The sequence below is a fragment of the Sporomusa sp. KB1 genome (assembly GCF_007830295.1).
Taxonomy (GTDB): domain Bacteria; phylum Bacillota; class Negativicutes; order Sporomusales; family Sporomusaceae; genus Sporomusa.
The window spans coordinates 270,443-289,769 of the sequence record NZ_VLKC01000001.1 but is presented as its reverse complement, the minus strand read 5'-3'; the positions used below and the strand labels follow the sequence as shown (position 1 = coordinate 289,769).

Annotated in this window: 13 protein-coding genes, 1 pseudogene and 1 other annotated feature; of the genes and pseudogenes, 12 read left to right on the top strand and 2 right to left on the bottom strand. The window is 43.1% G+C overall.

What is annotated here, in order from left to right; all coding sequences use genetic code 11:
- Positions 1-9: 9 nt before the first annotated feature.
- Positions 10-789 carry a TetR/AcrR family transcriptional regulator gene (locus SALPA_RS01240; protein ID WP_145088695.1) on the bottom strand — a complete coding sequence of 260 codons (780 nt, stop codon included), beginning with the start codon at positions 787-789 and terminating at the stop codon, positions 10-12.
- Between the two features lie 363 nt (positions 790-1,152).
- On the opposite strand from SALPA_RS01240, the gene SALPA_RS01235 reads away from it, so the two are divergent.
- From SALPA_RS01235 to SALPA_RS01220, 4 genes are all read left to right on the top strand, one after another.
- Positions 1,153-1,653, top strand: coding sequence for a (2Fe-2S)-binding protein (locus SALPA_RS01235; protein ID WP_145088692.1), 501 nt, complete (start codon positions 1,153-1,155; stop codon positions 1,651-1,653).
- Between the two features lie 3 nt (positions 1,654-1,656).
- Positions 1,657-3,942, top strand: a complete 2,286-nt coding sequence (locus SALPA_RS01230; RefSeq protein ID WP_145088690.1) for a xanthine dehydrogenase family protein molybdopterin-binding subunit — start codon at positions 1,657-1,659, stop codon at positions 3,940-3,942.
- A gap of 15 nt (positions 3,943-3,957) precedes the next feature.
- On the top strand, positions 3,958-6,321 hold the full coding sequence (locus SALPA_RS01225) for an FAD-dependent oxidoreductase (protein WP_145088688.1): 2,364 nt from the start codon (positions 3,958-3,960) through the stop codon (positions 6,319-6,321).
- Positions 6,322-6,438: 117 nt separating this feature from the next.
- On the top strand, positions 6,439-7,284 hold the full coding sequence (locus SALPA_RS01220; protein ID WP_145088686.1) for a TylF/MycF/NovP-related O-methyltransferase: 846 nt from the start codon (positions 6,439-6,441) through the stop codon (positions 7,282-7,284).
- A gap of 70 nt (positions 7,285-7,354) precedes the next feature.
- Here the strand turns inward: SALPA_RS01220 and SALPA_RS01215 are convergent, their stop codons facing one another.
- A complete protein-coding gene (locus tag SALPA_RS01215) occupies positions 7,355-8,377 on the bottom strand; it encodes a branched-chain amino acid aminotransferase (RefSeq protein WP_145088684.1) in 1,023 nt (340 codons plus the stop codon).
- A 181-nt stretch (positions 8,378-8,558) separates the two neighbouring features.
- Positions 8,559-8,813 (bottom strand) — a binding site (T-box leader).
- 320 nt (positions 8,814-9,133) lie between these two features.
- Between SALPA_RS01215 and SALPA_RS01210 the strand changes: the two genes are divergently transcribed.
- From SALPA_RS01210 to SALPA_RS01175, 8 genes and pseudogenes are all read left to right on the top strand, one after another.
- Positions 9,134-10,387, top strand: coding sequence for an NAD(P)/FAD-dependent oxidoreductase (locus SALPA_RS01210; protein ID WP_145088682.1), 1,254 nt, complete (start codon positions 9,134-9,136; stop codon positions 10,385-10,387).
- A gap of 306 nt (positions 10,388-10,693) precedes the next feature.
- Entirely contained in the window at positions 10,694-10,981 is a 288-nt protein-coding gene (locus SALPA_RS01205; protein ID WP_370516696.1) for an ArsR/SmtB family transcription factor, read from the top strand.
- A gap of 306 nt (positions 10,982-11,287) precedes the next feature.
- A pseudogene (locus SALPA_RS01200) lies at positions 11,288-13,708 on the top strand (heavy metal translocating P-type ATPase); the annotation flags it as partial.
- Positions 13,709-13,956: 248 nt separating this feature from the next.
- Positions 13,957-14,409 (top strand): peptide-methionine (R)-S-oxide reductase MsrB, encoded by a 453-nt coding sequence (gene msrB / locus SALPA_RS01195; RefSeq protein WP_145088676.1) that lies wholly within the window; start codon positions 13,957-13,959, stop codon positions 14,407-14,409.
- Positions 14,410-14,731: 322 nt separating this feature from the next.
- Positions 14,732-16,453 carry a uracil-xanthine permease family protein gene (locus SALPA_RS01190; protein ID WP_186450844.1) on the top strand — a complete coding sequence of 574 codons (1,722 nt, stop codon included), beginning with the start codon at positions 14,732-14,734 and terminating at the stop codon, positions 16,451-16,453.
- Between the two features lie 241 nt (positions 16,454-16,694).
- Positions 16,695-17,735 (top strand): ABC transporter substrate-binding protein, encoded by a 1,041-nt coding sequence (locus SALPA_RS01185; RefSeq protein ID WP_145088672.1) that lies wholly within the window; start codon positions 16,695-16,697, stop codon positions 17,733-17,735.
- 11 nt (positions 17,736-17,746) lie between these two features.
- Complete coding sequence (locus SALPA_RS01180) at positions 17,747-18,523, top strand: ABC transporter permease subunit (protein WP_255450710.1); 777 nt, start codon at positions 17,747-17,749, stop codon at positions 18,521-18,523.
- Between the two features lie 18 nt (positions 18,524-18,541).
- The gene (locus tag SALPA_RS01175; RefSeq protein ID WP_145088668.1) at positions 18,542-19,309 is read left to right on the top strand and encodes an ABC transporter ATP-binding protein; all 768 of its coding nucleotides are present in this window, start codon (positions 18,542-18,544) and stop codon (positions 19,307-19,309) included.
- Positions 19,310-19,327 lie beyond the last annotated feature (18 nt).

Sequence of the window (19,327 nt, the reverse complement as noted above, 5' to 3'; positions counted from 1 at the left end):
GGTTTTTTACTATTTACCGAGGCAGAACAGAGTTGAGCTACCATCGACAGAAATGTTATTTTGGGCAATGATGGCTTTAATGCCCCCAACCAGATATTCATGAATATAGCTGATAATCAAATCATTTTGATCTAAGGAATCGGCTGTTTGAATTATAGCTTTTAACTTAACAAAAAAATTTGTATTACTGCCACCGGAATCTGAAGAGTTGGTTGTTTGAATTATGTTTTTCAATAACAGTGGGTGTTCAGCGAAGGTAAGTATGGAGCCGTTAATAGTACGGCTAATGACCGCCGCCCAGAAGCAATCATCACGTCCTGATACGGTGACAATTAAACGGGTTAGAGGGCCCTCAATCTTTTCAAAAATGATTTTAGAAAGGATGCCGGCAATTTGCGGCGGGAAGCTGGACTCACGGAGTACGAGACCGATGATATTTCTGTTCCTTTGATTAAAGGAATAATGAATTTGATGCAGCAAAAGTTTATTGATGTAAGACCAGGCCAGATCTCTAGTTATCACGCCGTCTTGGTAAGCTTGTTCAATTTCTTGGCACATCGAGTCATAGGCTGCGGCAATTTGACAAGCCGTGTATTCAACAACGCATTTGCAGAGGTTTTCTTTAGTTGTAAAGTGAAAAGAAATTGCCGATTGCGAAATTCCTGTTTTATTGGCAATCATTCTGGTAGTAGTTGCATCATATCCCAGTTCGGCAAACAATTTGCGGGCCTCGTGAATGAGGCGGTCTTTAGTGGAATTATCTTTACTTTTATTATTTTGAGTATTCATTATCGGTTCCTCACCTGGTTTTCTAAATCATTCTATAAGCTTGCCAATTGGCAATATTATCTAAAAGATATCATACTTAGGTAAAGAATGCAAGGTTCCGACAAACGCTGATATCGCCGATAGGAAAGGGATTGTTTGTAAAGTATCTTTCTAAAGAAGCCCCTGCCTAAATTATTAAATAGTGAAACTGCTTTTGGCGAAAGGATGTGAGCAACTATGTCTTATATAACTTAGGGTTAAAAGGAAAAAATTTTGCACCTTGACAGGTCGGCCGAACTACCTAATTATATTTACACTCCTTTTGCGTTCCAAGTATTCATTACGAATACTTGCAATTAAATCAAAAAAGAACGGAGGAAAAGCATGGAAAAGCAATATGTTACATTGAAAGTTAATGGCAAAGAATATGAATTCCCTGTTGGAACAAGAATTGGTGAGATTCCAGATTCAGAGACACTTTCCCAGACATTGCGCAACCGTTTGGAACTTACAGGTTCTAAAGAGTCCTGCGGTGAGGGCGCCTGCGGTTGCTGTACTGTGATCCTGGATGGCGATGCGGTGACTTCCTGTATGCTGTTGACAGTCGAATGCGAGGGAAAGGATATTATCACGATTGAGGGTTTAGCGGATCCAATTACGGGAGAGCTTGATCCCATTCAACAAGCATTTATTGATTACTATTCGTTCCAGTGCGGTTATTGCACCCCTGGAATCATCATGGCGTCAAAGGCCCTTCTTGACAAAAACCCTCATCCAACGCAGGAAGAGCTTGCAGAGGCACTATCTGGCAATTACTGCAGATGCATAAGTCACTATACGGTAATGGAAGCATTGAATAGCATTGCCGGAAATAAGGAGGCGTAATTAATGGCAGAGTATCGTTATATAGGGAAATATACCAAACGGTTGGAAGCAAACGATATTGTTACCGGAAAGGCGACATTCCTTGACGATTTCAAGGTTCCACAAATGATTTTTGGCAAGGCACTCCGTAGCCCATATCCTCATGCCCGGATCACTTTTATAGATACTACTGAAGCAAAGAAGCTCAAAGGTGTCCATACGGTTATCACCCATAAGGAGATACCGAAGGGGTGGGAACTTGGCTGGCCTGTTCATAAGAAACTGATGGATGAAATCGTTTATTTTGCTGGAGATCTTGTTGCTATTGTTGCAGCAGACACCGTAGAAATCGCGGAGGAAGCCGTTGATCTTATTATAGTAGAATACGAAGAATTGCCTGCTATTTTCGATGCAGCAGTGGCTCTTGCTGAAGGTGCTCCTCAGATTTATGAACGTTTTAAAAATAATCTGGTTGATCCAGGCGTTCCTCACTTCCAGCCTGATGGCCCGCATTGGCAGGTTATGTATGGTGACGTGGAAAAGGGATTTGCCGAAGCGGCATTTGTCGCAGAGGATCTCGTAGAGTTCAATAAAATGCCGGCGCCACTAGCTCCCGAACCCCCTGGCGCCATCGTTCGTTGGGAAGGAGGCCCTGACTATACCATATGGGCGACCTCACAGAGTCCCTATATACTCAAGTTGTTTAATTCGCCCCGTATTCCTGGCTCTAATCTTCGTGTGAAGACCTTTAATGTGGGCGGCAGCTATGGCAACAAGCAGACCTTAAGCGTGACGGTATTATGCGCGGCGCTGCTGGCCAAGACCACTAATCGTCCGGTTAAGTTCTTTTTGACCAAATGCGAGCAGCTTATGGCGCATGAAGTGCGTCTGGGCAGCAAAATTAAAGCAAAGATAGGAATGGACAAAGAAGGTATTGTTTGTGCTGTTGAAGGGGATTGGATGGTCGATACCGGTGCTCTTGCCGATTCAGTGCAAGGTCAGGTCGGTGTTGGCCTAGGTGAAGCACAGTTAGTTATGGCCAAGTGCAAAAACTGGAATCTGGACAGCCACATTGCCGTAACGAACAAATGTCCTGCTGGTATTGTTCGTGGCTATGGCGGACAGGAGCTCAATAGTTGTTTGACATTGTTAATGGCGCGTACAATGCGCGCAGGTGGCTTTGATCCTATCGAATGTTATAAAAAGAACTATGTTTCTCCTGGAGACCGTTATATTTGGCGTGATGGCCGCTGGTGGCAAAGTAGGGTACCAACCAAGTTTCCCGAGGCTATACAAAATGCTGCTGACAAGTTTGGCTGGAAGGACAAATGGAAAGGTTGGGGTATTCCTACATCAGTTAATGGCAGTAAAGCTAGAGGCGTCGGTGCTGCTGTTATCGGAAATGCTGACATTGGAGAGGACAACACTGAAGCTTATGTACGACTAATTTCTGATATTAAAGGCAAAGGATCTACCGTCGTGGTTCAGTGTGACATCACTGAGTCCGGTATGGGTCAACGAAGCAATGTAGCGAAGATGGTTGCTGAGGTGCTTAATGTTCCGATTGAAAAGGTAAAGGTAACTGAGCCGGATTCTATGAATAACCCGACAAATTTTGGACTATGTGGTTCAAGGGGTACCATTACATCTGGAAAGGCTTGTACACTTGCGGCAGCTGACGCTAAGAAAAAAGTTTTTGAATTGGGAGCACTTCACTTTGGAGTTTCCGAAGAGCAACTTGAAATGAAGGATTTCATAGTTTATGTTCGTGATAACCCTGAGAAAAAAATCCCAATTAAGAAGCTAGGACCGAAGGATCTCAATATTACAGGTTATGGACGACATATCGAGCAGTTTGATATTCCCAGTTGTATGATATTCATTGTCGAGGTTGAGGTTGATACCGACACCGGATTTACTAAGATCGTTAAGATTACAGGCGGTACCGATATCGGCCAAATTATAGATTCCAGAGCTGTATTAATGCAATTGCAGGGTGGTATTGGTTCGGCCTGTGTTGACACTGCACTTTTTGAAGAATGCATTTATGACCCTAATACCGGCAGACCATTAACTACCAATTTGATCGAGTACAAGTGGCGTCCTTTCAACGAGTTCCCGCATTATGAGGCAGTAATCATGGAATCACAGGTTGATTCTTTCATGTTCAAGGCTCTAGGCATAGGTGAAGTTTCCGGTGCAGCAGGAGCCAGTGCAGTAATGCTGGCTATTTCTAATGCAATTGGAGTAGAGGTTGCAGAGTATCCCGCTACGCCGGCAGTTGTTCTAAAAGCATTGAAGAAGGCTTAAGGAAGGAGAACATAAATGAAATATTTTAAACATGAAAGTGCCACCTCATTCGATCAGGCAGGAGAGATCCTCATTAGTGCAAAGAAGGGCAAAAAGGTTGCTATTGCTGGCGGAACCGATCTCATCGGTGTTCTCAAAGATAAAATCCTTACTACTTACCCGGAAACGGTTGTCGATCTTAAAACAATTGATAATTCTGCCTATATCAAGCTTGACAGCGATAAGATAGCCATTGGTGCGTTAACTAAACTTAAGGACTTAGTTGCTTCGCCTGAGTTGCAGGCAAAACTACCTATCGTTTCTCAAGCTGCAAAATCAGTTGCTACTCCGCTGGTTCGTAACGTCGCCACCATTGGCGGAAATATTTGTCAGGATGTACGTTGCTGGTTTTATCGCTATCCGCATGAGGCCGGAAGAAGAATGAACTGTAAACGCAAGGGTGGCGAGGAGTGTTATGCTATTCATGGCGATAACCGTTATCATTCGATTTATGGAGGAATGAAGGTAGGCCCAAGCTCATGCTCTGCTGAGTGCCCTGCAGGCACAGATATTCCTGGTTATATGGAAAAATTGCGTAAAAATGATTTTGACGGCGCGGCTGAGATTCTTATGCGCGTCAATCCGATGCCAATGATTACCTCTCGGGTATGTGCTCACACGTGCCAGGAAAAATGCAATCAATGCAGCAATGGCGATAGCGTTGCGATTAGCAGTGTTGAGCGTTCTGTCGGCGACTATATTTTGGCTCACACCGATAAATTTTATGCCAAGCCTGCTACTAACACTGGTAAAAAAGTGGCAATAATCGGTTCTGGTCCCTCTGGTCTGACAGCAGCCTATTTTTTAAGAAAATACGGTCATTCTGTCACTGTCTATGACAAAATGGAGGAAGCAGGCGGCCTTTCAACGTACGCCATTCCTAATTATCGTTTGCCGAAGCAATATGTTCGCAGCCTTGTCGCCGCCCTCGAAGGTATGGGAATCAACTTTGTTCTCAAGACAGCTGTCGGTGAAGACATTCCGATTAGTGAAATCGAAAGTAAATTTGACAGCGTATTCTTTGATACCGGCGCGTGGAAGCGTCCAATTCTCGGCTTTGATGGCGAGGAATTAACAGAGTTTGGTCTGGATTTTCTGATAGAGGTTAATAGCTGGATGGCTGGCAAAGTTGGTAAAAATGTACTGGTTACCGGAGGCGGAAACGTTGCCATGGATGTTGCGTTGACCGCAAAACGACTCGGCGCTGCATCGGTTACGCTAGCTTGTCTCGAATCGGAGCCGGAGATGCCTGCTAGCAAGGAAGAAATTGCCCGCGTCAAAGCAGAGGGCATTACTATTCTTCCTTCTTTCGGAATTTCTAAGGTTGTGCGTGACAACAGCGATAAGATAACCGGCATGGAGCTTGTTCGTTGCACTACAGTGCGCGACGATAAAGGCGCCTTTAATCCTCAGTATGACTATAACGAAAAGCAGGTTGTTAATGCTGATTCCATTCTTATGGCTATTGGTCAGAAAGTAGATCTTTCCTTCCTGGGTGAGAAATATGAAATGCAACTGCAGCGAGGACTTATCCAGGTGAGTGAAGAGACTCATATGACCAGCAGACCCGGCGTTTACGCTGGCGGTGACGTAACATCAGGGCCTTCCACCGTTATCAAAGCGATCAAGGCAGGCGGAATTGCGGCAAAGTCAATAACTGGGTATCTTGGCGTAAAAGCTGCTCCTGTTACTGAGGATAAGGGCTTCTTAACCTATGACGTCAACGGCGTCAAGATTAAAGAAGCAGCCAAACTGACTGAGCTTCCCATTGAAAAACGGAGCATAGAGGCTGAAGATACCCAGAGCCTAGACTTAGCGACAATGCTCAAGGAGGCTTCCCGGTGCATGAATTGCGGTTGTTACTCAGTCAATGCTTCAGACCTTTCCCCGGTTCTACTTGCACTTGACGCAAAAATTAAAACTAACAAAAAAATGATAAAAGCTGGCGATTTCTTCACCACCAAGCTCAAGGCGTATGATATGCTCGAAGTTGGTGAATTAGTAACTGAAATTGAAATTCCAATTTATGAGGGCTATAAAACCGCGTACGATAAATACAGAATCAGAGAAGCGGTTGACTTTGCGATGGTAAGTATGGCTTCCATTTATAAGCTTGATAATGGCGGTATCGCTGATGTGAGAATTGTGATGGGCGGTGTTGCCCCTATTCCACTTCGCCTTACCAATGTAGAGCAATTTCTAATTGGCAAAACGCCTACAGATCAGTTGGCTGAAAAAGCTTCTGAGCTTGCAGGCGCAGGGGCAGAGGGAATCGGTCATAACTCGTATAAGGTACAGGAAGTTAAGACACTCGTCAAACGATTGATTTTAAGCATGTAATGTAAAATAAAATTTGAAGGAGGCAAGTCTGTGAGAAAGATATTAAATTCGGCATGGCTTGCCTCGTTTCTCTTTGCAGCAAAAGTGCTGTATTAGTTCCTTAGTCGGGGTGAGCTGATGAAAACTGCAATAATTTGGGGAACAGGACAAGGCGGTAAAATGCTGCGAAGACTATTGAGCACTGATGTAGATGTTGTTGCTTATTGCGATAATAATGTTAAATTGCAAGGAAAAGCAGTGGACGGTCTTCCTGTTATTAATCCCGGACAGCTTTTTCTAAAAAATCCTGATCGTATCTATATAGCGATTATTAATAAGGAACAAAGTTTAAAGGTAAAGGTGCAGATTGAGAAATTAGGGATTGCTGCTGAGATTATACCAATTAATGCTTACCGGGAAATTTTTGATTTACGCTTGGCAAACTTAAGGTGGATTGCTGAAGAAATATACGAGCAGAACACTAGGGGGGCAGTTGCCGAATTGGGAGTGTATCAGGGAGATTTTGCAACAGAAATAAATCGATTATTTCCCGACCGTAAGATTTACTTATTTGATACTTTTTCAGGATTTGACGAACGTGATATAAACATTGAAAAAGAAAATATGTTATCTTGTGCTGAAGCCGGAAGATATAACAATACAAGTGTAACTAGAGTTTTGGCTAGATTACCTTATCCAGGTCAAGCTGTGTTTAAAGCAGGATACTTTCCTGATACCGCGAGAGGCCTGGAAGAAAATTTTGCTCTTGTAAGTCTGGATGCAGATTTGTATCAGCCGTTATTTGAGGGATTGAAGTATTTTTATCCCCGCGTAAATATCGGTGGCTATATTATTATCCATGACTATAACAGTAGCCAGTACTCCGGGGTAAAGAAGGCAATCCGGGATTTTTGCCGGGAAAACAGATTATTTGTTGTTCCAATTTGTGATTTGCATGGCAGTGCCATAATCATTAAGCAATAGAAGGTAAATAACAACACCTGCTACCACCTCAGACTGGGAGGCAAGCACGATGGGTATTAGGGGCATATTCCTAGACTTTAATAACCCAACCGGCGGGAGCTTCCAAATCGCCGAATTGAATACCACAAAGAGTGTTGTATAGTTTGGTAGTATTTGGACCAACTTCTGTTTCACTATGGAAGACGTGGAGTTTACCCTTATATTGGATTCCACCGATGGGAGTAATAACAGCTGCAGTTCCGCAAGCACCCGCTTCTTTAAACTCTTTAAGATTATCAATCAAAGCGTCCCGCTCTGCCACTTTTAAACCCAAATTTTCTTTAGCTAGATAGAGAAGGGAATATTTCGTAATGCTTGGTAAAATCGAAGGCGATTTTGGTGTGACAAATTCGTCATCTAACGTAATACCGAAGAAATTGGCTGAGCCGACTTCTTCGATTTTTGTATGAGTTAATGGATCAAGGTAAATACAATCACCAAACCCATTTTTCTTCGCTAAATGATAGGAGTACAGGCTTGCTGCATAGTTGCCGCCTACTTTGGCAGCTCCTGTTCCATATGGGGCTGCCCGGTCAAAGTCGGAAACAGTAAAATTGACAGGCGTCATCCCACCTTTGAAATAAGGACCGACAGGGATGCAGAAAACTGAAAATAAATATTCCGGGGCCGGACCGACACCAATATTATCTCCGACACCAATTAGTAATGGCCTGATATAAAGAGTGGCGCCAGTACCATAGGGAGGAACATAGGCTTCATTGGCTCGCACTACTTGTAATACGGCATCGACAAATTTTTCTTCAGGAATTTCCGGCATTAACAGACGTTGAGCACCGAGATTTATCCGTTTGGCATTTTCATAAGGCCGGAAGAGTTGGATATCCCCATTCTTTGTCCGGTAGGCTTTTAATCCCTCGAAACATTGTTGTCCGTAGTGCAATGCGGTCGATGCCACGCTGATTGAAAGTTTATTATCAGTTACTAGTTCGCCCTCATCCCATTTGCCATCTTTCCAAGTAGAAACATAACGAAAGTCTGTTTGCATATAGTTAAAACCTAAATTACCCCAATCAATATTTGCTAGTTTACTCATAATTATATACCATCTCCTAAATATATTATTAAGCTAACCTATCCATGTCAGGATGAATGCTAAAAAATCCCCCCAAGATTTGTATTTTGACAAACAACGTCAAACGAAGTTTTTCAAGTAATGCATCATCATACCCCCCTGTAAAAATAAAAAAACTCTTGCCCTTCAAGTCAAATAGACTTAAAGGGGCAAGAGATTATTCTCGCGGTACCACCCTTTTTACAGATAAAATAAAACTATCTGCATCTCTCATCAGGTCAAACAACCTTAGCAGAATAACGACTGCACTCCTTGCGGAGTTGAGACCGGCGCAGCTTACTTTGCAGTTCAGCCTTGCTGTTCAGGAGCGACGTTTGCATTCCCATCGTACCGGTTCACACCACCCACCGGTTCTCTGAAACGACATAGAGCGCAAGTTCTCCCTCATCACATTTACCATTTTAAGTTAAAGTGTAACTTTGCTTGATTTAAATATACGCTCATAGTTAGCTCCTGTCAATGAAATTAAAAATTTTTTCATGCATTTGGGGTTATGGTAGTTACTTCACTAACTTTACTACCAAGATAAAAATACATATTTAAAAAAAATAGATATTTTGAAGGAATTAGAAGGATTGAGCTGGAATTAAAAATAAGAAATGCTATTTAATGTATTATTATGTCCTTTTAGACGTTAAGCTTAAGAGTAAATTAAAGAGGGAACTAAATCAGGGGACATCACAATTGTTAATTTTAGCCTAGGGGGGCATCAGTCAAATGGGCCAAGTGGATAAAAAAACGCATATTATTATTGTCGGAGCAGGTTTTGGCGGTATCCAGGCCGCGAAACTATTAGCGAATACGGCGGCGCAGATTACGATAATCGATAAGCATAATTATCATTTATTTCAGCCATTATTGTACCAGGTAGCTACTGCCGGTTTGTCTGAAAAAGATATAGCCTGTCCGATTCGGACAATTTTTCGTGACCAAAAAAATATAGAGTTTCATATGGATGAGGTTATAGATATAGATCTAGCTGATAACCGTGTTATTACAGTTACGGGACATCAGATCCCTTTTGATTATTTGATAGTGGCTACTGGCAGTACAAATAACTTTTTTGGAATGGAATCCTTAGCAAAGAACGCTTTATGTGTGAAAACACTTGGCCAATCGGTTGCTACCCGGGACCACATTATAGAAATGTTCGAATTGGCTGCCCATGAACCGGATCCGGAAAAACGCCGTTCGCTGCTTACCTTTGTCGTAGTAGGTGGTGGTCCCACTGGTGTTGAATGTGCGGGGGCGTTGTCGGAACTCATTCATTTTGTATTGGCTAAAGAATACCATAATCTGAACTTTAAAGAAGTACGTATCATGCTTGTTGAGGCTTCGGACGCTTTGTTGCCTGTTATGCCTTTGGATTTGCAAGAGGCCACTGCCGAAATATTACTTCGCAAGCATGTTGAAGTACGGTTACTTGTACAAGTTAGCGGTTTTGACGGTAATACACTATTACTAAAAGGCGGGGAAGTAATTCCCACCCATACAGTTATCTGGGCCGCGGGTGTATGCGCCACTAAACTGCTGGATAGCCTTAAACAAGAACAGGATCGCGCCCATCGTGTCATTGTGAATGAGTATTTGCATATCCAGAATAAAGCCGAAGTTTTTATTATTGGCGATGCAGCGCACTTTGAACAGGATAATTCGCCGCTGCCGATGGTTGCACCGGTTGCTATTCAGCAGGCCGGAGTAGTTGCCCAAAATATTATCAGTCTGATGAACGGCCGTCCACTGCAGAAATTTGTTTACAGGCCTGTCGGTAGTATGGCTACAATTGGCCGTAACGCCGCGGTAGTTAATATTGGCAAATTTAAGTCCCAGGGTTTTATTGCCTGGATGATTTGGTCTTTAATGCATATGCTGCGGCTAGTCCATTTCCGGAATCGCACAGTGGTGTTTATGAAATGGATATGGGAATATCTTACATATGATCGTGTCGAACATGTAATAAACCGGGACTGATAATGGGAGATTATTGTTATTTCGTTTATCTTTTGCGGTATTGTGGCGTTATTAATCAGGCTATGAGGCAAGTAAATGACAATTTAGAGCGATGAAACATCAGCGTCAAAAATGCCGTCACCTTGACATAGTACTTACCAGACTTTACTATTATATGTATGAATATTTAATCGCATAAGAGGTACAGCCTACGGGTAAGGAGCCATGGTAACACTATTTTTGAGGTGACATATGAAAAACATACTATGTGATATGTGTGAGGAAACTTGCGAACATCCGGAGACGATTTGCTGGGCAAAAGAGGAGATGCTGGCGGAACCTACAGTACAGCAGTTGGCTGAAATATTTAAGATTTTAGGCGATAGTACCCGGATTAAAATATTACATCTCTTAACCCTTAGAGAAATGTGCGTTTGCGATATTGCTAAGACATTATCAATGGGGCAGTCAGCCATATCTCACCAGCTTAGAGTGTTGCGCGCCGCCAGGCTAGTCAAGTTCCGCAAGGATGGAAAAGAGGCTTGGTATTCATTGGACGACGAGCATGTAGTAGGTCTGATGTGCCAAGGATTAGAGCATATCAACCACGCCTAGAAGATAAGCAGTTAAAATCACTCTTGGAATTCGCAGATTCAAGCAAGAGCAAACAGAGCAAAACTTGAGTATTGAGTACATCAGGTTTTGCTCTTGTTTTTATCTACTTCTTGTTTGGCATACTAATAGGTAGAAAAGTGCCAACTATATCATACTCCTAGATTATGCTGCCGTTGTGTGGTCTGCAATCCAGGACTTGACAAGAAGGCAGGTAATCATTTATCATGATACATATGAACATATAATCATATGATTGTAGAAATGCCAGGAGGGATGATAATTATGAAAACTAGGGCCGAAGTATGTCATTGTGGCTGCTGCCACAGTTCGCGTGATATTGTTGCCTCGGCGGCTGAGGTAGCCGCCGCTGTAGATAGTGCCAATATGCTGAATAGTACCTTTAGTATTGACGGGTTGGATTGCGCCGACTGCGCGGCTAAACTGGAGAAAGGCATCCGCAGACTGCCGGGCGTGCGGGAGGCCCAAGTAAATTTTGCGGCGGCCAAGCTAAAAGTAGTGTATGATAAGACGCTCTTAGAGGTGGCCCAGATTACCAAAACCGTAAGCGGCTTTGGCTATAGCGCAACGATACTGCAGGCTTCCCAGGACGCGCCGGGTTATCATACGTCGGTGCTTAGGATTGCGGGTATGGACTGCGCTGACTGCGCCGCCAAACTGGAGAAAAAGATTACCGCATTGGCTGGGGTGCGGTCAGCCGCAGTAAATTTTGGCGCCGGCAAATTGACGGTCGAGCATGCTCTGACCGATTCCGATATTATCAAAGCTGTACAGCAGGCGGGTTATCAGGCGGTCAGTGACGGTCAGGCTGCCTGGCCTGGCGCTCAGCCGGCCGGTGCCTGGTGGCGCAAGCCGCGAACGCTGGCTACGAGTATTTCCGGGGTCGCTCTGCTGGCCGCCATCCTGCTGGATTGGGTCGGGGTGAGTGAAAATATCAGTATTCCACTCTATTTTGCGGCTATAGCTGTCGGCGGCTATCATGTGGCAAAGAGTGGTCTATATGGTCTTAAAAGCCTGACCATGGATACCAATTTCCTTATGACCATTGCAGTCGTCGGCGCAGTAGCCATCGGGGAATGGAGCGAGGGTGCAACCGTTGTGTTCCTATTTTCGCTGGGCAATGCCCTGCAGGCCTATACATTGGATAAAACCCGGGAATCCATTCGCTCCCTGATGGACTTAGCGCCGCGGGAAGCGCTGGTGAGACGGGACGGTCAGGAATTGCGGCTGTCGGTGGAAGAAATTGTGGTTGGTGATGTCATCATTGTCAAACCGGGAGAGCGCATTGCTATGGACGGTAATGTTGTGAGCGGTGTTTCTACTGTCAATCAGGCGCCGATTACCGGCGAGTCCATGCCGGTGGAAAAGCAGGTCGGTGATCTGGTGTATGCTGGAACAGTTAATGAACAGGGTGTTTTAGAAATCGCGGTCACAAAACTGACCGCCGACTCGACACTGGCTAAGATCATGCACATGGTGGAAGAGGCGCAGGCGGACAGGGCGCCTATGCAGCAGTTTGTTGATGTTTTTGCCAAGTACTATACGCCGGCTGTTATTCTGGCGTCGTTAGGTTTGATGTTCATCCCGTCGCTGGTGTTCAATCAACCCTTTGATCTTTGGTTTTACCGGGCATTAGTGCTGCTGGTCATCTCTTGTCCGTGCGCACTGGTCATTTCCACACCGGTATCGATTGTAGCCGCTATCGGTAATGCCTCGCGTCGCGGGGTGCTGATTAAGGGCGGGGCTCATTTAGAACAGATGGGGCGTATTCAAGCAGTGGCCTTTGACAAAACGGGGACGCTGACCATTGGTAAACCGATGGTGACCGATGTGGTGCCGTTAAACGGTAATGCCAAAGAAGAACTGTTACTGTTGGCCGCGGCGGTCGAAAAGTGGTCGGAGCACCCGCTGGCCCAGGCGATTGTTGCTAAAGCTGGCAATGCACCTTTAAAGTCAGTAACCCAATTTAAGGCACTCACCGGCCGGGGAGCGCAGGCCAATGTAGATGATCAGACGGTGTATGTTGGCAACTGCCGCTTATTTGAAGAAATCGGGCATGCCTTGGCGAGCTACGAAGAGCAGTTGATTCAGTTGGAACAGCAAGGAAAGACCGTGATGCTGGTCGGTACTAAGCAGCAAGTAATGGGTGCCATTGCTGTCGCTGACACATTGCGGGAAAATAGCATGGAAGCGCTTGCCGCGCTGCGGGCTGCCGGAATACAAAATATGGCGATGCTGACTGGCGATAACCAGCGGGTGGCAGCAGCCATTGCTGATAAATTAAATATAGATGCTTTTTACAGCGAACTGCTGCCGGAAGACAAAGTGTCGGCTTTAAAACAATTGACTCATAAGTATGGCAGAGTAGCCATGGTGGGGGACGGCGTCAACGACGCTCCGGCATTGGCTACAGCCGATGTGGGCATCGCCATGGGGGTGGCCGGGTCGGATACGGCGCTGGAAACCGCCGATATTGCGCTGATGTCCGATGATCTGAGCAAACTGTCCTATGTTATGAAACTTAGCCGCAAGACGGTGGCAATTATCAAGCAGAATGTTACCTTTTCTTTGGTGATAAAATTGTTGTTTGTGCTGGGGACTTTCGCTGGTTTCGTCAATTTGTGGCTGGCAGTGTTAGCTGACACCGGCGCTTCGCTCTTGGTAACGCTAAACGGCATGCGCCTGGCGCGGGAAATACAAAAGTTTTAGCGATCATTTGCCATTGTCGCTAGGTGGAGAGAAACCAGAGGTATATATAATCCGGCCGTAGTACAATATATTCGATATAGTTATTCTGGATACACAGCAAAAGTTTCGATGATAGTAACTTCCCTAGTCAGAGGGGAAGAACGCTAAAGTGAGGTAAGGTTTCGTAGGGCTTTTGAACGAAATGTTTATTGATTGAACAGGAATGTGAAATATGTAGTTTGGAAAATTTATACGAAAAGAGGGATTGCATGGATAGGGAATGTGCTAATTATGACCATAATGAACAGTTGAAAAAGCGTCTGAATCCGCTTCAATTTGCTGTGACTCAGGAAAATGCGACTGAAATCCCCTTTCAAAACGAGTATTGGGATAATAAGCGTGAAGGTATTTATGTTGATATTGTTTCGGGGGAGCCGTTATTTAGTTCAGTGGAGAAATTTAATTCCGGATGTGCGTGGCCTAGTTTTACAAAACCGTTAGATAAAGAGAAAATACGGGAAAAGGTTGATACAAGCCATGGGATGGCTCGTACAGAAGTGCGCAGTAAAAAAGCAGACTCACATTTGGGACACGTATTTACTGATGGTCCACAGCCGGGGAATTTACGATATTGTATCAATTCTGCCGCATTGCGATTTATTCCCAAAGAAGAATTGGCGAAGGAAGGCTATGGGGAGTGGCTGAAATTATTTCAGGGCTAGCCTTTATTGAGGGGTTTTGAAACTGCTGAAAGAATAATTTATGGTATCGAGATAATGCATATGATTAGAAACGGGGGCTGTCGTAGCGATATAAATTTATCGCTGACAACAGCTTTTTTCTTTGCCAAAAGCACGCGATACGTTATGAAATTACACATATTATTATTTCATAAAAAGAAAAAGACATTGGTAAAAATAACATTCCAGATAATTAGGCAATACCATGAAAAGGATTTATTATAGCTTTGTGGAATGTTCTAATAGCAAGGTAGAGCTCTTATGTAATTTATTTTATCTTTATTTTAAGAGGAGTGTGGACATATTGTCGGAAGACAAGCCCAAAAAACCAGCGAATCTCGCTTATGGAGTAGAAGATAGTATGCCATTACGATCATTCATTCCTTTAGTTTTGCAGCAAATTATTATGCTGTCAGTTGATTTAATATTTCCGGTGCTCATTGTTTCGGCTATTGGAGGTACAACCGAATTGGCGCAAAGCGTTGTCAGCCTGATGATGGTTGCCATGGGAATCGGCACACTGATGCAGGCATGTCACAAAGGGCCGCTTGGTTCCGGATATTTTTGTGCACAGGAAACTGGTGCGCCTTACTTTCCTGCTTCTGTAATGGCGGTGAAGGCCGGTGGTTTTCCATTGATGTTTGGCATGACCATAGTAGCTGGCCTATCCCAAATATTGATGAGTCGGGTGCTACATAAAATGCGTGTTCTGTTTCCGGTGGAAATTACGGGCCTGATTGTTACAATGATGGCTGTTTCTTTTATCAATTACAGTATTCCGAGTTTTGTCGGCCTGGATAGAAACGAGGGAGTAAGTGTTGCCGCTACAGTTTGGATATCCTGTCTGACACTGGCTGTCATCATCGTGATGCATGTATGGGGTACGGCTAGGATGCGTGAGTATTCTATCCTTGGCGGAATTTTGGTTGGCTATGTGATTTCGTATTACACGGGAGTTCTTACGGAAGCCCATCTAACCAAATTTGTGGAAGCTCCATTTTTTGCCTTCCCGGACATGGACCATGTCGGCTGGTCATTCGATTCCTCTTTGCTGGCTCCATTTTTGGTAGCTGCATTTTGTTCCAGCATCAAAACTATCGCGAATATTTCTACTTGTCAAAAAGTTAACGATGCTAATTGGCAACGGATGGATATTCATACGGTGAGTAAGGGGCTTTTTTCGGAGGGATGTAGTTCGGTAATAAGCGGGCTTTTAGGTACTATGGGTCAAACCACCAGCTCTGGCAGTGTCGGTTTGTCTGTAGCTACCGGAGCTACCAGTCGGCGTATCTCCTACGGAGTAGGCACGATGTTCATCTTGCTTGCCTTTTTACCTAAAATTGCAGCATTATTTGCTATTATGCCCAAGCCAGTAATGGGTGTCATTTTGCTAATCGAGATCAGTTTTGTGCTGCCGACTGGAATGCAAATATGTTCTTCACGGATGCTGGATGCCAGAAAAATATTTGTTATCGGTTTATCCTTTGCCTTCGGTATGGCGATCGAAATTATTCCTGATTTTTACATGACCTTGCCGGAATGGCTTCAGCCTTTGTTCAAGACGAGCATGGCTATGGCTTCAATTATGGCAATTTTTCTGAGTTTAATTTTTCGAATTGGTATTGATAAGCATCGAATTCTGGAATTGGAACAAGGCACCACGTCTTCCAGCACAGTGTTTGATTTTATGGAAACCAGCGGGGAAATTTGGGGGGCGCGAAGTGAAATCATCAAACGGGCCGCATTCGCGATCAATGAATTTGTCGAGTCAGCTACCGAACTTGGCCTAGCTAATGGAAAAATAAAAGTGGACGTCAGTTTTGAGGAGTTTAATCTTGATGTAGATATATATTATGATGGAATTTTGATGGATTTTCCTGTGGTACGTCCTACAGAAGCTGAACTAATGGAAGATGAGTCCGCATTTATCAGGCTGTCCGGTTTTCTTATGAGAAAGTACGCCGATAAAATGAAATCGGAAATGAGTAATGGACGTTGCCATGTACAATTCCATTTTGATCACTAAAATTAAAGTTAAAAACAGAGAAAGCAGCTTGACAAGGAAAATCATTTGGGTTAATATATACAAAAAAGGTTTAACTTGGTTGACTAGATAACTAGAGACCAATTCCGTCGAGGAATTGGCCTCTTTTTTTATTTTAAATTAGTACCCAGCTATGCTGGAGAGAGAGGGGATAGGCAAAGTCCATAGAGAACAATGTGATTCAGTCACCAATTACTATTACACTAAAAGAGAGGTAGAGAAAATGAAAAAATATAAAGTGTTTTTATTATCCCTATTATTATTGGTGCCATTAATTCTAGTAGGCTGCGGAAATTCTAAGCCTGATAATGAAAGTGCTAAAAAGGTGACTTCCAATACAAATACTGATGTAGACTTTTCCGGGGTGGTTATTAGAATAGGAGCAGCTGAAGGAAAAAATGGTCAGGCAATTATAGAAGCTGCCGGATTAGATAAAACCCCTTATAAGGTTGAATTTCATGTAATGCAAGGTGGAAACCTTGTACTAGAGGCAATGGCAGCAAATCAAATTGATTTGGGAACTGGTAGTCAGATTCCGCCAATTTTTGCCTCACAGTCAAAAAATGAGGGTAATTTAAAGATTATTGCAACCAAGAAATCGTCAACTCTAGATCAAGAATTAATTGTTGCAGCAAATTCACCAATTAAAGCGGTTAAAGATCTAAAAGGGAAAAAAATCGCCTATGTGAAAAGTACAACATCACAATATTTTCTTGCAAAGATGTTAGAAAATGCCGGTCTTTCCTGGGGTGATGCAGAAACAATAGCTATGTCAACGTCAGACGGACTGTCGGCTCTACTTACAGGAGAAGTTGATGCACTTGCAAGCTATGGAAATGCAATACGATCAGCTCACGCCAAGGGTGCAGTAACATTACAATCAGCAACCGGTATTCTTTCGGGCGACTTTTACTGGTATGCTACTCCTGGTGCCATTCAGGATCCTAAAAAACATGCAGCTATTTTGGATTACCTGTCACGGTTTCATGAAGCCAATGAGTGGGCAAGGCAAAATCCTGATAAATGGGCAGCACATTATGCACCACAAATTAATCAAAAAACTCAGGACTATTTGAATCAATTTAACGAAGAAACCCAACAGACGAAAACAATAATTGTTCCAATTGACAATGCAACAATTGCTTCTGAACAAGATATTGTGAATACTTTTGCCAAGCTGGGGCTGTTAAAGAGCGGAATTGATATTAGTAAAATTTTTGATCATTCATTTGATGCTGAAATCAGCAAATTCAAAAAGTATTAGTAAGAAACGGGGTGGGCGACTTGAATAATAAATTTGAAGCTACCGACCTGCTGCTATCTTGGAGTATTCCATTCAGTGTACTTATATTCTGGTATATCATAACGCTGGGACAAAGTAATGCAAGTTTATTTCCACCCCCTGGTGATGTTGGAAATGCTGTAATCCGTCTGATACAAGATGGCACATTGGCAAAAAATATTGAAATTAGTACTTTGAGAGCGTCGGCGGGATTTGTTATCGGCGGTTTAATTGGTTTTCTTCTAGGAGTGGTAAATGGGCAGTTTCGGCTTGCAGAAAAGATATTAAATACACCGATTCAAATGATTCGTAATGTTCCACATCTTGCTATGATTCCCTTGATTCTTATTTGGTTTGGTATTGGGGAAACAGCTAAAATTGTGTTGATTTCTCTGGGAACATTCTTTCCAATATATCTCAACACTTTTCACGGAATTCGGTATGTTGATAATAGTTTAATTGAAATGGGAAAGACGTATGGTTTGACAAGATTTGAATTGTTCAAAGATATTATTTTTCCAGGTTCAATAGCCTCCATTATGATCGGGATACGCCAATCGCTTGGCCGTATGTGGCTAACCTTGATTGTAGCGGAAACGGTCGCGGCAAAATCCGGGATAGGTTTTATGGCTACCAATGCCAGAGAGTTTATGCTGATGGATGTAATTGTGCTTAGCCTGATTATTTACGCACTATTAGGCAGTATCTCTGATTTTATAGCAGGCTTAATTGAAAAAAGAGTATTACGATGGCATGCAAATTATAGATAAGTGTGGCAGGAGAGCAAAATGAGTGAAATAAAAGGATTTGAAATTAAAATACAAAATTTAAGTAAATTTTTTGGTGATTTCCAAGTATTGGAAAATATCAATCTAACAATAGAGCAAGGAGAATTTGTTGCCTTAGTGGGACAGAGTGGCTGCGGAAAAAGTACGCTGTTACGGCTTATTTCTAATCTTGAAGTCCCAAGTGACGGGCAAATTACATTAGATAATGTGCCAGTGAAAAAAATTAATCCGGCTGTTCGTTACTTATTTCAGGAAGCAAGATTATTGCCATGGAAATCGGTATGGGAAAATGTTGCGATAGGTTCAAAAGATAGAAGTAAAGAAAAGGCCTTTAATGCTTTAAAAGAGGTTGATTTAGAAAGTAAAGCAGAAGAATGGCCAGCTGTTCTATCAGGAGGGCAAAAGCAAAGGGTTTCCTTAGCCCGAGCCTTGGCTGGAGAACCTAAATTGCTGTTATTGGATGAACCGTTAGGTGCACTTGATGCTTTGACCCGCATTAATATGCAGATATTAATCGAAAAATTATGGCGGGAACAAGGATTTTCAGTCGTCTTAGTGACTCATGACGTGAGTGAAGCTATTTTTCTGGCAGATCGAGTAGTACTAATTGAAGAGGGGAAAATAGCCATGGATAAAAAAATAACACTTGCCCGGCCTAGGGTAAAAGATAATAATTTTGCCTATTTCGAAAGATTAATTTTAGATAAAGTAATGAAAAATGACCAAGCTTCTTTAAGTGAAGCTGCAGATCAAATTTACGCTATTTAGAAAAATAAAGGTGGGTTT

Excerpts from the sequence above, each read along its gene's own strand:
- SALPA_RS01215 (WP_145088684.1), bottom strand. The coding sequence starts at position 8,377 with ATGAGTAAACTAGCAAATATTGATTGGGGTAATTTAGGTTTTAACTAT.
- SALPA_RS01220 (WP_145088686.1), top strand. The coding sequence starts at position 6,439 with ATGAAAACTGCAATAATTTGGGGAACAGGACAAGGCGGTAAAATGCTG.
- msrB (WP_145088676.1), top strand. The coding sequence starts at position 13,957 with ATGGATAGGGAATGTGCTAATTATGACCATAATGAACAGTTGAAAAAG.
- SALPA_RS01175 (WP_145088668.1), top strand. The coding sequence starts at position 18,542 with ATGAGTGAAATAAAAGGATTTGAAATTAAAATACAAAATTTAAGTAAA.
- SALPA_RS01240 (WP_145088695.1), bottom strand. The coding sequence starts at position 789 with ATGAATACTCAAAATAATAAAAGTAAAGATAATTCCACTAAAGACCGC.
- SALPA_RS01230 (WP_145088690.1), top strand. The coding sequence starts at position 1,657 with ATGGCAGAGTATCGTTATATAGGGAAATATACCAAACGGTTGGAAGCA.
- SALPA_RS01185 (WP_145088672.1), top strand. The coding sequence starts at position 16,695 with ATGAAAAAATATAAAGTGTTTTTATTATCCCTATTATTATTGGTGCCA.
- SALPA_RS01210 (WP_145088682.1), top strand. The coding sequence starts at position 9,134 with ATGGGCCAAGTGGATAAAAAAACGCATATTATTATTGTCGGAGCAGGT.
- SALPA_RS01235 (WP_145088692.1), top strand. The coding sequence starts at position 1,153 with ATGGAAAAGCAATATGTTACATTGAAAGTTAATGGCAAAGAATATGAA.
- SALPA_RS01205 (WP_370516696.1), top strand. The coding sequence starts at position 10,694 with ATGCTGGCGGAACCTACAGTACAGCAGTTGGCTGAAATATTTAAGATT.
- SALPA_RS01225 (WP_145088688.1), top strand. The coding sequence starts at position 3,958 with ATGAAATATTTTAAACATGAAAGTGCCACCTCATTCGATCAGGCAGGA.